General features: G+C 64.6%; 11 protein-coding genes. 10 read left to right on the forward strand and 1 reads right to left on the reverse strand.

Annotated features, from left to right (window positions below):
• The gene (locus U9J33_RS17850) at window positions 1-900 is read right to left on the reverse strand and encodes a LysR family transcriptional regulator (RefSeq protein WP_054441897.1); all 900 of its coding nucleotides are present in this window, start codon (window positions 898-900) and stop codon (window positions 1-3) included.
• Between the two features lie 157 nt (window positions 901-1,057).
• Between U9J33_RS17850 and U9J33_RS17855 the strand changes: the two genes are divergently transcribed.
• The 10 genes from U9J33_RS17855 to U9J33_RS17900 all read left to right on the forward strand — a co-directional run bounded on the left by U9J33_RS17855 (window position 1,058) and on the right by U9J33_RS17900 (window position 13,405).
• Window positions 1,058-2,173 (forward strand): FAD-dependent oxidoreductase, encoded by a 1,116-nt coding sequence (locus U9J33_RS17855; RefSeq protein ID WP_054441980.1) that lies wholly within the window; start codon window positions 1,058-1,060, stop codon window positions 2,171-2,173.
• A gap of 25 nt (window positions 2,174-2,198) precedes the next feature.
• On the forward strand, window positions 2,199-3,101 hold the full coding sequence (locus tag U9J33_RS17860) for a VOC family protein (protein WP_324699592.1): 903 nt from the start codon (window positions 2,199-2,201) through the stop codon (window positions 3,099-3,101).
• Window positions 3,102-3,104: 3 nt separating this feature from the next.
• A complete protein-coding gene (locus U9J33_RS17865; RefSeq protein WP_324699593.1) occupies window positions 3,105-4,262 on the forward strand; it encodes an alpha/beta hydrolase family protein in 1,158 nt (385 codons plus the stop codon).
• A complete protein-coding gene (locus U9J33_RS17870; RefSeq protein ID WP_324699594.1) occupies window positions 4,259-5,050 on the forward strand; it encodes a cyclase family protein in 792 nt (263 codons plus the stop codon). Before U9J33_RS17865 ends, U9J33_RS17870 begins: the two co-directional genes overlap by 4 nt.
• Window positions 5,051-5,052: 2 nt before the next feature.
• Entirely contained in the window at window positions 5,053-6,012 is a 960-nt protein-coding gene (locus U9J33_RS17875) for a fumarylacetoacetate hydrolase family protein (protein ID WP_324699595.1), read from the forward strand.
• A 54-nt stretch (window positions 6,013-6,066) separates the two neighbouring features.
• Window positions 6,067-6,606, forward strand: a complete 540-nt coding sequence (locus tag U9J33_RS17880; protein ID WP_082370598.1) for a sigma-70 family RNA polymerase sigma factor — start codon at window positions 6,067-6,069, stop codon at window positions 6,604-6,606.
• Between the two features lie 93 nt (window positions 6,607-6,699).
• Window positions 6,700-7,665 carry a FecR family protein gene (locus U9J33_RS17885; RefSeq protein WP_324699596.1) on the forward strand — a complete coding sequence of 322 codons (966 nt, stop codon included), beginning with the start codon at window positions 6,700-6,702 and terminating at the stop codon, window positions 7,663-7,665.
• A 210-nt stretch (window positions 7,666-7,875) separates the two neighbouring features.
• Window positions 7,876-10,950: a TonB-dependent receptor gene (locus tag U9J33_RS17890; RefSeq protein ID WP_324699597.1), complete on the forward strand. Its 3,075-nt coding sequence runs from the start codon at window positions 7,876-7,878 to the stop codon at window positions 10,948-10,950.
• Window positions 10,951-11,064: 114 nt separating this feature from the next.
• Window positions 11,065-11,838: a Slam-dependent surface lipoprotein gene (locus U9J33_RS17895; RefSeq protein ID WP_165913204.1), complete on the forward strand. Its 774-nt coding sequence runs from the start codon at window positions 11,065-11,067 to the stop codon at window positions 11,836-11,838.
• 7 nt (window positions 11,839-11,845) lie between these two features.
• Window positions 11,846-13,405, forward strand: a complete 1,560-nt coding sequence (locus U9J33_RS17900; protein ID WP_324699598.1) for a surface lipoprotein assembly modifier — start codon at window positions 11,846-11,848, stop codon at window positions 13,403-13,405.
• Window positions 13,406-13,414 lie beyond the last annotated feature (9 nt).

The following is a 13,414-nucleotide window of genomic DNA, read 5'->3' on the forward strand; positions in this document are numbered from 1 at the left end:
TCACCGGGAGCGCGCTGCCGTCATCAGCTTGTCCTTGAACCAGATCATCCCTGCATCGGTGGTGCGGGCGGCATGGTACTGGATCATCTCGCGCATCGCCGGCATGGCCATCGGCGCCGGACGGATTTCCAGCGGCAGCAGCGGCGCGAAGACCTGGGCAAGGCGTTCGTGCATCAGGGCCAGCAGGTTCGTGCCGGGCAGCAACCATGGCACCAGCGAAAACGATGGCGCCGTCACCTCGATCCGGCGGCGGTCTTCCGATGCCAGCAGGTGGCGCTCGGCAAAGGAGGGAACGCCGGTGATCCGCACCGCGACCTGACCGCAGGACAGAAACGCTTCCTCTGTCATTTCCTGCCGGAACACCGGATTGCCCGACCATCCGACGACGACGTGCCGTTCCTCGAACAGGAGTTCGCTGGGGTGGTCGGGGCTGAGGTATTGTTCGGGCGTGAGCTGGAAATCGAGCTTGCCGTCTTCCAGAAGCGCGCTCGATTCCCGGTTGGGCAGGACGACGTTGATCTCCACCCCGGGCGCCTCGTGCTTGAGCTGGGGCAGCAGCGGGCTGAGGAGCACCGTCGAGATATAGTCCGAGGCCGCGATCTCGAAGCGGCGATCGGACGTGGCGGGATCGAAGGCGGTCGCGCCCGAGATCAGCACGCGAAGATTGCGCACCGCTTCCGATACCATCGGCGCCAGCGCCAGCGCATGGGGCGTGGCCACCATCCGGCGGCCGTGCGGCACCAGCAGTTCATCGTTCAGCGCCAGTCGAAGCCGACCCAGCGCGGCGCTCATCGCGGATTGCGTCAGGTTCAGTCTCTGTGCCGCTCTGGTGACGTTCTGTTCCTCCAGCAGCAGTTCAAAGGCGATCAACAGGTTGAGGTCGAACTTGTCCAGGCGCATCAGGTATCGATTCCATCGTTGGTAATGGACAAAAACAAAAAATTTGATCTGTGGCAAGCGGTCCTGCAATCCCTCCGGCAACGGGCTCGCGATGGGCATGGGAGAAGAATGGCGGCGCATCGTGGCGGATGCGGATGGCGTTCCTGAAAGCAGGTATATGGAAAAACTCGATATTCTCGTGATCGGCGGTGGCATCGGCGGCCTTTCCGCCGCGATTGCGCTCCTTCGCAAGGGGCATCGCGTCACCGTGATCGAGCGCGATCCTGAGTGGTCGGTCTATGGCGTCGGCATCATCCAGCAATCGAACGTGGTCCGCGCGATGGACCAGCTCGGCGTGCTCGAAGCCTTTCTGGATGCGGCCTGCGGGTTCGATGCCGTGGAGATCTACCTTCCCGACGGGACCCGCGTGGCTCGTATTCCCACGCCGAGACTGGTGGAGGGCAGGCCCTCCAACGTCGGTATCGGCCGCCGTGCCCTGCAGAAGGTGCTTGGCGACAGCGCCCGGGCCCTCGGCGCCGAGATCCGCCTCGGCGTGACTGTCGAACTGCTGGATCAGGATGAAACGGGCGTTTTCGTGCGCTTCTCCGATGGCTCCGACGGGCGCTATGATGTGGTGGTCGGCGCTGACGGCGTCTATTCGCAAACCCGCCGCATGGTCCTGCCTCAGGCGGAAAGCCCGGAATTCACCGGTCAGTCGGTCTGGCGCTACAACTTTCCGCGCGCTGAAGGGCTCGATGCGCTTCACGTCTACAACGGACCTACCGGCGTCGGCCTCGTGCCGATGTCGGCCGACACGATGTACATCTATGCGACCACGCCGGAGCCGGACAATCCCCGCTATCCGGTGGATGGCCTGGCCGCGGCGATGCGCGCGAGGTTGTCCGGGGCCGCACCGGCAATCCGCGAACTAGCCGAACATATCACCGATGACGAGGGCGTGGTCTACCGCCCGCTCGAAGGCATGATGGTTCACGGTCCGTGGCATGCAGGCCGGGTGGTGCTGCTGGGCGATGCCATTCACGCCACCACGCCGCATCTGGGGCAGGGCGCCGGCATGGCGATCGAGGATGCGCTGGTTCTGGCCGAGGAACTCTCGGCGCACACCGCTCCCGAGGAGGCATTCGCTGCCTATCGCGCCCGTCGTTACGAGCGCTGCCGCTACATCGTCGAGGCTTCGCTGGCGATCTGCCACGGCCAGATCGGCAAGGGCCCCCCGGTCGATAACCACAAGGCCACCGCCGAGATGTTCGCGGTTGTCAGCCAACCCATTTGACCATTTCATTCAAGGAATTGCAGCCATGAGCCGAGTGACCGAAATCCGCTATGTCGGATATGGCGTTCAGGATTTCGACGCCGAGCGCGCCTTCTATACCCAGGACTGGGGCCTCGTGGAGGTCGCCGCGCAGGACGATTTCGCCTGGTTCAAGACCCACGGGCATGACGAGCACCATGTCGTGCGCCTCCACAAGTCGGATGCCGACCATGTCGAGGTGATCGCGTTTGCCGCCGATACGCGGGGGGATGTGGATGGTCTGCACGAGAAGGTCGTGGCGGCAGGCTGCAAGGTGATCTTTGCCCCGCGCGAACTCGATGCCCCCGGCGGCGGCTATGCCTTCCGCTTCTTCTCGCCCGACGGCCTCCCCTTCGAGATTTCGGCGGACGTGGAGAAGCTCGGCAAGCGGGCGATGGAGCGTTGGGAAGGCGTGCCGGTGAAGATCAGCCACATCGTCATGCACTCGCCCGATCATCAGGCGCTGGTGGCTTTCTTCACCGATGTGCTCGGCTTCAGAATCAGCGACTGGCTGGGCGACTTCATGTGCTTCCTGCGCTGCAACGAGGCGCACCACCGCGTCGCCATCCTGCCCGGTCCGCCCTGTCTCAACCATGTCGCCTACGATATGCTCTCGGTCGACGACATGATGCGCGGCGTCCATCGCCTCAAGCAGCGCGGCACGGACCTGCGCTGGGGGCCGGGCCGCCATACGGCGGGCAACAATACCTTCAGCTACTTCACGACGCCCGGCGGTTTCGCGGTCGAGTATACGTCCGAGCTGGAAGAGGTCGATTTCGAAACGCATCAGCACAAGGTCCATATTCCGGGCCCGCAGATCATGGACCAGTGGGGCATCGGTGTCGGGGGCCCGCAGACGATGCCGCATCCCGCACCCGATGCGCGCCTGTTCCAGCCGGCGGAGGCCTGAACCATGGCTCTGTTCGAATACTTTCCGAACTACATCTGGAACCTCTCGGTTTCGATCGCGATGGAATCGGGCGCGCAGCTTGGCGAGATCATCGACATGTGCCAGCCGATCCGCGACGCGGCGGCCAGCGGCGCCGATGCCGGTACGCCGCAGTTCATGAAGGCATGGGCGGCGATGGGCGACAAGCTGCTCGAACTTGCCGCCGAGGACGAGGCTGAGGGGCGCAAGTTCTCCGCCTCGAACAAGCTGGAGCGCGCCTCGCTCTACCTCATCACCGCGGAACGCATGCAGGGCCACGGCCATCCCGGCCGTCAGGAAACTTACGCAAGGGCGCGCGAAGCGTTCGACCGTTCGACCGCGCTGGGCCGGATCAACCGCGAGCGCGTGGAAATCCCGCTGGAAACCGGCACGATGCCTGCGCTGTTCACGCGGGCACCCGGAGAGGGACGCCAACCGGTGGCGGTGTTCTGCAACGGTCTCGATAGCTGCAAGGAACTGCTCTACTGGACCCGCCTGCCGCAGGAACTGGCGCGGCGGGGCATCTCCACGCTCTGCGTCGACCAGCCAGGATCGGGCGAGGCGCTGCGCCTTCAGAACCTGCCGGTCGATCCCAATTCGGAAAGCTGGGCGAGCAAGGCGGTGGACTGGCTGGAGCAGCAGCCGGACGTCGATCCGGCGCGCATCGGCATGACCGGCATCTCTCTCGGCGGCCACTTCGCGCCGCGCGCGGTCGCTTACGAACCGCGTTTTGCATCCGGCGCGGTCTGGGGGGCCAACCACAACTGGCGCGAAGTGCAGGACAAGCGCATGGCACGCGAGGGCGAGAACCCGGTGCCGCACTACTGGGCGCATGTCCACTGGGCCTTCGGTGCCGAGGATCAGGACGATTTCCTGGCGAAGTCCGATGCGATGAACCTCAACGGCCACATGGACCGCATAAAGGTACCCTTCCTCGTCACTCACGGCGCGCAGGATCGCCAGATCAGCGTGAACTACGCCAGCGATCTCTACGACCAGCTGGTCAATTCGCCGCGCCGCGAGAAGGTGATCTTCACGCCCCGCGAAGGCGGCGTCGAGCACGTCGGAGCGGACAACATGGCTTATGGCCGCGATCTGATTTCAGACTGGTTCGCCGAGACGCTGGGAGGAAAGACCGCATGACTCGCCGTTTCGTCGATCTCTCGATCTCGCTCTGTAACGATGTCGTCAGTGATCCTCCGTTCCTGAAGCCGGAGATCACCTACCAGACCCATTCCGAAACGGTGGGCGAACTGAACATGTTCTTCCCCGGCGTGACCGCCGAGGATACGCCGGATGGCGCCGGTTTCGCCGCTGCGGAATGGGTCAGGCTGACCACGCACAGCGGCACGCATCTTGACGCGCCTTATCATTTCCATCCGACAATGAACGGCAAGGACGGAGAGCCTGAGCGTTCTCTCACCATCGACGAAGTGCCGCTGGAATGGTGCTTCCAGTCCGGCGTGAAGCTTGATTTCCGGCACTTCCCGGATGGCTATGTGGTTACGGCCAGGGATGTCGAGGACGAACTGGCCCGCATCGGCCATACGTTGAAGCCGCTCGATATCGTCCTCGTCAACACCGCCGCCGGCAAGGCGCTGGGCGAGCCGAACTATGTCAACCGCGGTTGCGGCATGGGCTACGAGGCGACCATGTACCTCACCGAGCGGGGGGTACGGGTGACGGGCACCGATGCCTGGTCATGGGATGCGCCGTTCAGCTACACCGCTGAAAAGGTCAAGGAAACCGGCGATCTGTCCCTGATATGGGAAGGCCACAAGGCAGGCCGCGATATCGGGTATTGCCACCTCGAAAAGCTGCACAACCTCGAAGTGCTGCCCGACCATGGTTTCACCGTCTCGTGCTTCCCGCACAAGATCAAGGGTGCCTCGGCGGGCTGGACCCGCGCCGTCGCGATCTTCGAGGATTGAGCATGCGCCTTGCAACTCTGGAAAACGGCCGCCCGGATGGCGCGCTGGCGGTCGTCTCGGCCGATGGTGCACGCTATCTGGAGGCGGCCGGGCTGAGCCTGCTGTCGGCCATGGAGGACTGGCCGGCGGCCGAGCCCGATCTCCTTCGGCTTGCCGCGGCGCTTGAGGGCGGAGCGGGCGGACGGCTCGATCCCGCCCGCCTGCGCGCGCCGCTGCCGCGTTCGTGGCAATGGCTCGACGGGTCGGCCTTCGGCACGCATGGCGAACTCATGCAGATCGCTTTCGGCCTGCCTCCGGTCGATAGCGACCGGCCGCTGATGTACCAGGGCGTTTCCGACCGCTTCTACGGCCCGAGCGACGCGGTGCCGTTTGCAGACGCTGGCCACGGCATCGATTTCGAGGGCGAGTTCGGCGTGATCGTCGATCACGTTCCCATGGGCACCCGCGCCGAGGATGCGTCGAAGCACATCAGGCTGGTGGTCCAGATCAACGACTGGTCGCTGCGCACCTTGGCGCCGGTGGAGATGAAGACCGGCTTCGGCTGGATCCAGGCCAAGCCGCCGTGCTCGATGGCGCCGTTCGCCGTCACCCCCGCCGCGCTCGGCAATGCGTGGCGCGATGGGCGTGTCTGCCTGGATCTGGAAATCGATCTCAATGGGCAGCGGTTTGGCGCGGCGAGCGGTTCGGCCATGGATTTCGGCTTTCATGAACTGATCGCCCATGCCGCGCTGACGCGCGATCTCGTTGCCGGAACGGTGATCGGTTCCGGTACGGTGTCCAATGCGAACTACGCCGAAGTGGGATCGAGCTGCATTTCCGAAGTCCGTGCCATCGAGATCATCCGGGAAGGCAGACCCGTTACGCCGTTCATGGTGCATGGCGACACGATCCGCATGACGGCAACCGGCGCGGACGGCACCGCGCCGTTCGGTTCGATCGATCAGGAAGTCGTCGTTATCTGATTTTCCATAAATTGCGATTGGTTCGCAATAAGTGATCTGCTATCCGTCCCGGCCATGGATCGAGCAGACAGGGAAAACGGAGCATCGTCCGATGGCGAACTGCTGCGCGTCTTCCTGGCGCAGCGTTCCGAACTCGTCCGTTATACCGCGAACATCGTTGGGGACCGGGCCGGGGCGGAAGACATCGTCCAGGAGGCCTGGCTGCGTTTCAATGCTGCGGCGAAGAAGCAGCTTATCGGCGAACCTCGGGGATTCCTGTTCCGCATCGCCCGTAACCTTGCGCTCGATGGCCGGCGCCGCCGCAGCTTCGAGCAGAAGCTGTTCAGCGGCGACGACAGCGGCGTGGCCGAACTGATTGCAAGCGACGAGCCTTCCGCACAGACCCGGCTGGAGGCGATGGATGAGCTTTCGATCATTCGCACGGCCATGGACGCCCTGCCGGAGCGGACGCGGCTGGCGTTCACCATGCACCGGTTCGAGGGCGCGCGCCTGATCGACATCGCGGAGCGGCTCGGCATTTCCAGGAGCCTGGCGCAGGAACTCGTGGTGGATGGTCTGGAGCGCTGCCGCAAGGCTTTGCGGCGGCGGCCATGACGATACCTGCATTTTTATCCGGATTCCCGGCGGCGTCGTTCGTCTCAATCATGTGGAGTCTCGTTGGCGACAGGAAATGCGGCAAGACCCGTGATGAATGACGAAGTGGATATGGGCGCGGTCGAGCGAATGGCATCGACCTGGCTGGTTCGTCTCGATGACGATCCGGAGGACGCCGGATTGCGCGCGGAATTCGAGCAGTGGCTCGATGCCAGCCCTGAGCATCGCCGGGTATGGGCGGAAACGCGGGATCTCGATCTCCTGCTTGAGGCTGCAAGGCCGGTGGATGCCGTAGCGCTGCCTTCCGGGAATGTCGTTCCGTTGAAGTTTCGCCGCAAGGCGCGGGGCAAATGGCGTGTGTTTGTGCCGCTCGCGGTAGCGGCCTGCCTTGGGCTGGTTCTGGCGGCCGACATTCCGGTCTGGATGCAGGCGCAGGATATCGCGCGCACCGGAGAGGTTCACAAGGTGGCCTTGCAGGACGGCAGCACCGCCTGGCTCGCGCCCGGCGCTGCGATGGCATTCTCGATGGACGCAGAGGGCCGGCGCCTGAAACTTCTGCGCGGAAAGGGCTATTTCGACGTGGCCCACGATCCTGCCCATCCCTTCCGCGTGGAGGCCGGAGACGGGGCGGTGAAGGTTCTCGGCACCGCGTTCGAGGCAGGGTTCAACGAGCAGGGCATGGCGGTTTCCGTTCGGCGGGGGCTTGTGGAGGTTTCCTATCCCAAGGGCCGGGTGCGAGACCGGCTGCGCCCCGGACAATCGATCGCGGTGCCCTGGGCCGGAAGCCCTTCGCGCGGCCAGGTCCGGCCGGACCGGATCGCGGCGTGGATGAACGGCCGCCTTCTGGTCAACGATCGCCCGGTAAGGGACGTGCTCGAAGCGCTGCGTCCCTGGTACGGGGGCTATATCGTCGCCCGAGGGCCGGGGCTCGACACGCGGCGGGTAACGGGCATTTACGATCTGCGCCATCCGGATGCAGCGCTGGAGGCGCTTGCAAGAGCCCACACCATCGCCGTGCGCGACATTACGCCATGGCTGAGGATCGTCACGGTAGAGTGAGCCGGGGGATGACCGGCGGGCGCTGAAAAGGCTGCTTTTCCATGCAGTTTCCCTTAGCCTTCAATTAATTCACCGCTCACTGCATTTTTTTCCGGAATTTCCTGAGCCTCGCCCGTCGTTAGGATATGCGACTGACTTGCATTAGCATTTAGTCGCCCGTTTGACGAATGGGGGATTTTGACGGTGATTGCGGGGGTGAAGTTTTGCGGGATGGGGCGGCGCGGTGCCTGGGCGGGGGCGCTTCTGGCGTCGGTATCCGCAGGAGGACTGGCTTTTCCCGCTGTGGCCGCAGCGCAGGCCAGCACAAGCGGCGAAGCACGGGCGTTCAGCATTCCGGCGCAGTCCCTGGCCGATGCGCTGACGGATTTCGGAGAGCAGTCCGGCCTGCAGGTCAGCGTCAATGCGGATGATGTGCGCGGCCGTTCGACCGGCGGCGTGAGCGGCCGCATGGCTCCGGCGCTGGCGCTGGGGCGCCTGCTGGCGGGCACCGGCCTCGGTTATCGCATCGAAGGCAGCGTGGTCAGCCTCTCGAAACTGCCTGCCGCATCCGACGGAAGCGTCCAGCTCGGCCCGCTGCGGGTCGAAGGCAGCGTGAGCAACGCGGCGGAGACCGGCGGCGAGCGCGATACCCGGCAGCGCGATGCAGTCTACGATCAGGATATCTCTTCGACTTATGCGGGCAAGGAGGAGGTCGAACGCTACAAGGGCGTGAATACCGCCGACGTGCTGAAGGGCATGGTCAATGTCTTCAGCGGCGATGCCCGTAACGGCGGCGCGCTCGACCCCAGCATTCGCGGCATCCAGGGGCCGGGCCGCGTGCCCGTGCTGATCGACGGAACCGAGCAGGCGTTGACGGTCTGGCGCGGATACAACGGCGCCAGCAATCGCAGTTACATCGATCCCAGCCTGATCTCGGGCGTGCAGGTGCTCAAGGGGCCGGTTTCCACCCGCGGGGTCAACGGATCGACCGGCGGTGCCGTGGTCATCAACACGCTCGACGCCAGCGACATCCTCAAGCCCGGGCAGAGCTTCGGCGTGGAGATGCGGCTGGAAGGCGGCAACAACTCCACCGATCCGCGCCTGCCGACGCTGCTGACCGGGCAGGACTATCGCGATATTCCCGGCTTCGTCGGCTCCGGTGTGGGCGCTTCGCCGACCTATCCCTATGCGGACCCTTCGTTGCGGGTGAACCTGAAGGGCAGCGACGACAACGAATTCGTCTCGTTCGGCGATCGTGCCGCGCGGCTGGCCGTGGCGGGGCGCGTGGGAGACTTCGAACTGTTCGGTGCTTACGCCTACCGCGAGCGCGGCAATTACTTTTCGGGCAAGACGGGGGCCGGTTATTACCAGCAGGAAGACCTGCCGCTGAACGCCGATACTTATGTGCGGAAGCTGGGCCTCAATTACGAACCCGGCAACGAGGTTCCCAATACCTCGAGCGAGCTGGAATCGTGGCTGCTGAAGGCGACCTGGAAGATCGCCGACGATCAGGCTCTCCAGATCGGTTTTCGCGACAGTCGCTCGAAGTTCGGCGAGATCATGCCATCGCGGATCATGACCGCCGGAGGCGGCTATTTCGGCAATATCCAGTGGCCGCTCAGCAAGGTCCATGCACAGGCCTGGAACGGGGAGTACAAGTGGGACCCGGATAGCCGCCTGATCGATTTCAAGGCCAATCTCTGGGCGACCCATACCGTTGGCGATACCTACAGCGCGGGTGGCTTTCCCAATGCCGCTTCGGAGGCGGACCCGATCATCACCAATACGGCGCTCTCCAACTCGCGGAACAACCGCTATGGTCTGACCGCCAGCAACCAGTTCGAACTGACCTCGACGCTGGACCTGCTGATGGAGGGAAGCTGGCAGCACGAGAAGCTGCGTTCGGACGACGAATATTCGGAGGCGATGGCCAACGGCTGGCGTCAGTTGCCGCGTGCGGGACGGCGCGAGGAATATCGCCTCAGCCTCAAGGGCGAATGGCGCCCCGCGCAATTCCTGAAGTTCAATGCCGGACTGACCTATTCGGGATATTGGGCGAAGGACGATTTCCTGCCCAAGTATCTCGAACTGCAGGGCGGTTCGATCTCGCAGTATGTCACGCCCTCGTGGAAGACCACTTATGAAACGGAGGAATCCGGCGCCGCCGCGTGGGAAGCCTATCGCAGGGCCTATTGGACCGGGCTGAACATGCCGCAATCGGTGATCGACATCATCCTGCCGATCGAGATCGCCAGCTACGCGGCCAATCCCTATACTTTCGTCGTCAGTCACGACGGGCCGGACTGGACCCCGGACGCCTCGGGCAACTTCCACCGCGCGGGCAATTTCTGCCTGAACGGTTCGACCGACAGCATCGCCGGCTTCGTGGCGGGCCGCTGTGTGGTCAGCGCCCAGAACGAACGGGTCGCGATAACGCAGGCCAAGCGCAAGTCGGGCAGCGGCTGGGCGCCGACGCTTTCGGCCACCGCTTACATCAGCAGCGCCAGCCGGGCCTATCTGCGCTATGCCGAGGCCTATCGCTTCCCCAGCATGTTCGAGAGCACGATCGGCTTTTCAGCCTCGATCAACCCCTCGCGCGATCTGAAGCCCGAGCGCATCCGTTCGTGGGAAGCGGCCTGGATACAGGACCTGCGCCCGCTGTTCGGCCTGAACGACGGCCAGTACGCCGATCTCAAGCTGACCTGGTATCACAACACCACCCGCGACGTGATCGAGCGCGACATCCACCTGATGTTCAGCAATCTCGACAAGCAGGTGATCGCCGGCTTCGAGCTTCAGGCGCGGTATGACAACGGGCGCTTCTTCACCGATCTGAGCGCCGGCCATATGACGACCAATAAGGTTTGCGACGAGAGCCAGGCGGCGACCATGGACCCGAGCCGGGGCCGGGTGCCCGACTGCGTGAAGTACGGCTTCATCGCCGGTTTCCTGCTCACGCAGGCCACGCCCGAGGATACGGTGAACTGGACGGTGGGCGGCCGTTTCCTCGACCGTCGGCTCGAACTGGGCGGCAGGGTCACCTGGTATGCGGGCTACGACAACCCGCAACTGGCCGAATTCACCAACGAGGCGGACTGCATCGGCGGCTGCGCGCTCAATATCCCGTACACCTGGGGAGAGATCGTGACCCTGGATGCCTTCGCGAAGTTCCGCATCAACGACCGGTTCAGCGCCGAGCTGACCGGCCTCAACCTCAACAACCGCTATTACCTCGACCCGCTGTCGCGTTCGTTGCTGCCCGCACCGGGACGCACCGTGAAGCTCAGCGTGACCGGCCGGTTCTGAGGAGAATTTCAGGACCGCCGCCGGTGCCCTTGATCCTGACAGAGCAGGGCACCGGCGACGATCCTGGATCAACGCGCCCGAACGATCGGGCGCACCAACTGCAGGAGAAGTAGAATGAAGTCTGCCTATCTCAAAGCAATTGCTGCCGCCTTCACCCTTTCGACCGCGCTGGCCGGTACTGCCCAGGCGCAAGTGGTCGGTGCATCGAGCGACACGGCGAAAGTGAAGATCGCCGCCAGCACGGTCAGCGGCGGACCTCACGTGGCCGGACGCGTGGGCATCAACGTGCCGAGCCTGACCAGCGTGCAGTACGTCGATTTCCAGGGCCTTCAGGCCTATGCCGCAGCTGATGCCAACGGCGTGACCTCGGTTGCGCAAGTCACCGGCACCGTCACCGACCACAGCAAGTACGGCCGTTTCGACTTTGCCAAGGTCGGCACGCAGGATGTCTACTTCGGCGAATGGTCGCAGACCGGCAGCGCCACCGCCGGCGATCACACCGTCTACTACGGCGGCACCGGCCAGACCAGCGCAGTGCCCAACAGCGGCGCCGCCAGCTACTCGGTCAAGGGCATCAGCGACTATGCCAACAAGGGCATCCTGACCGGCACCTTCAACGCGACGTTCACGGGCGGCGGCACCGGCATTCTCACCGGCAGCCTGAGCAATGCATCGGGAAGCTACGGCGTCAACATCGGTACGGCGGGCATCAGCGGAGGCGCCTTCTCCGGCACTACCGCCACGGCTACCAGCGGCACCACCACGGTCGCCACGAACGGCGCCGTCAGCGGCAGCTTCTTCGGCACCAATGCCGATGCGCTGGCCGGGATCGTCAACTTTGCGTCGGCCCGCCAGTACAACACCGCGTTCGGCGGCACCAAGAACTGATCCGAGCGTGAAATCGGGATCGGGCGCCGCCGTGCGTCCGGTCCCACCACGCGCGAACGGGATAGACACGATCCTCATGGCCGCCTTTCGCAAGTACCTGCTGCTGCTCTGTGCGGGCATGCCGCTCGGAACCCCCCCGGCAGTGGCACAGAGCGGAAGCGGGCAGGACACGCGCCTGCGCCTGGACCAGCAGATCGACCGGCAGCAAGCCCAGCGCGACGCCGAAGCGCGGGAGGATGCCGAAGCACTGGACGAAGTGCCCTCTTCAATGGTGATCGACGGCGAGACCTATGCGGTCGGCAACAATGCCAGCGACCTCGGGCAGGCGCTCTACATTTCCGTCTCTCGCAAGCAATGGCGCGACGTGCGCCGTTTTCTGGCGGCCTACCGCAAGCTGGAAGATCGCGATCCGATGCTGGAGCTTTACGCTCTCGGCGCGCTTGCCCGCAGCGAGGGCAAACTGGCGCAGGCGGAACGCGATTACCGTGCGCTGCTGGACCTCAAGCCGGATTTCCTGCCCGGGCAGCTCGAACTGGCGCGGACGCTGTTCGAGAACCGCAAGGACCGGGAGGCCGCCCGCATCTTCCGCGCCGCGCGGCTTCAGGTGGCCGGGGGCGGGCCGCAGGGCGAAGGAGTGCTGCGCTCGATCGACGCTTTCCTCTCCGCATTGAAGACGCGGCAGGGCTGGCAGGGCAGCCTGGCGCTTGGGCCGGGCTACAGCACCAATCTCAACCAGTCCTCGGCAAGCTATACCTGCCTGCTCGCCGCCGATGACGGCACCTGCCTGATCGATCGCAAGGTGCCGGATGCGATCGCCTCCACCGGGATCAACATCGAGGGAACGCTCAGCCGCCGTATCGCGCTTGGCGGGCATGGCGGGCTGCGGGCAAGGGTGATGCTGTTCGGGGACATCTATCCCGAGCATCACGCCTATTCGCAAACCACCGCGATCATGCGGCTCGGCTACGATTACCAGACGGCGCGAGACGGTGTGGCCATCTCGCCCTCCTTCGATCTGGGGACGTTCGGTTCCTCGATCCTCTACACGGCCTGGGGCGTGAATGCGGAGTGGACGCATACCCTTTCTCCGCGCGCGCTGTTCAAGCTGGAGGGCAACTACCGCCGGTTCGACTATGCCCTGGCCGGCTACGACACGCAGGACGGCGGGCTGGCCGATCTGTTCCTCACCGGCTGGTATACCCTGCCGCACGGCTGGACCCTGCTGGGCGGGCCTGATGCGCTCGACAAATCGGCGGGCGATCCCGTCGATGCCTATCGCCAGCTGGGTGCGCGCCTCGGTGTGGCGAAATCCTTCGGCAGTGCCGCCAGCCTGCTCCTGCTCGGCTCCGCGAGGGAGCGCCGCTACCGGGCCTACAGCGAACTTTTCGAAGCGAAGCGCCGGGACCGGGAGCAGGTCTATACCGCAATCCTGCGCGTGCCGGCGCTCAGGCTGGCGGGGCTCGTGCCCGAGGCGCTGGTCCAGCACAACCGGGTGAAGAGCAATATCGACTGGCTCTATTCCTACCGGCGCACGACCGTCAGCCTCCGGCTTAGCCGCTCCTTCTGAAACCGATCC

The organism is Novosphingobium sp. RL4 (assembly GCF_035658495.1).
Classification (GTDB): Bacteria; Pseudomonadota; Alphaproteobacteria; order Sphingomonadales; family Sphingomonadaceae; genus Novosphingobium.

What these genes read in the sequence shown, in the direction of transcription:
- U9J33_RS17885 (WP_324699596.1), top strand. Translation starts at nt 6,700, where the DNA reads ATGAATGACGAAGTGGATATGGGCGCGGTCGAGCGAATGGCATCGACC.
- U9J33_RS17865 (WP_324699593.1), top strand. Translation starts at nt 3,105, where the DNA reads ATGGCTCTGTTCGAATACTTTCCGAACTACATCTGGAACCTCTCGGTT.
- U9J33_RS17860 (WP_324699592.1), top strand. Translation starts at nt 2,199, where the DNA reads ATGAGCCGAGTGACCGAAATCCGCTATGTCGGATATGGCGTTCAGGAT.
- U9J33_RS17875 (WP_324699595.1), top strand. Translation starts at nt 5,053, where the DNA reads ATGCGCCTTGCAACTCTGGAAAACGGCCGCCCGGATGGCGCGCTGGCG.
- U9J33_RS17880 (WP_082370598.1), top strand. Translation starts at nt 6,067, where the DNA reads ATGGATCGAGCAGACAGGGAAAACGGAGCATCGTCCGATGGCGAACTG.
- U9J33_RS17895 (WP_165913204.1), top strand. Translation starts at nt 11,065, where the DNA reads ATGAAGTCTGCCTATCTCAAAGCAATTGCTGCCGCCTTCACCCTTTCG.
- U9J33_RS17850 (WP_054441897.1), bottom strand. Translation starts at nt 900, where the DNA reads ATGCGCCTGGACAAGTTCGACCTCAACCTGTTGATCGCCTTTGAACTG.
- U9J33_RS17890 (WP_324699597.1), top strand. Translation starts at nt 7,876, where the DNA reads ATGGGGCGGCGCGGTGCCTGGGCGGGGGCGCTTCTGGCGTCGGTATCC.
- U9J33_RS17870 (WP_324699594.1), top strand. Translation starts at nt 4,259, where the DNA reads ATGACTCGCCGTTTCGTCGATCTCTCGATCTCGCTCTGTAACGATGTC.
- U9J33_RS17855 (WP_054441980.1), top strand. Translation starts at nt 1,058, where the DNA reads ATGGAAAAACTCGATATTCTCGTGATCGGCGGTGGCATCGGCGGCCTT.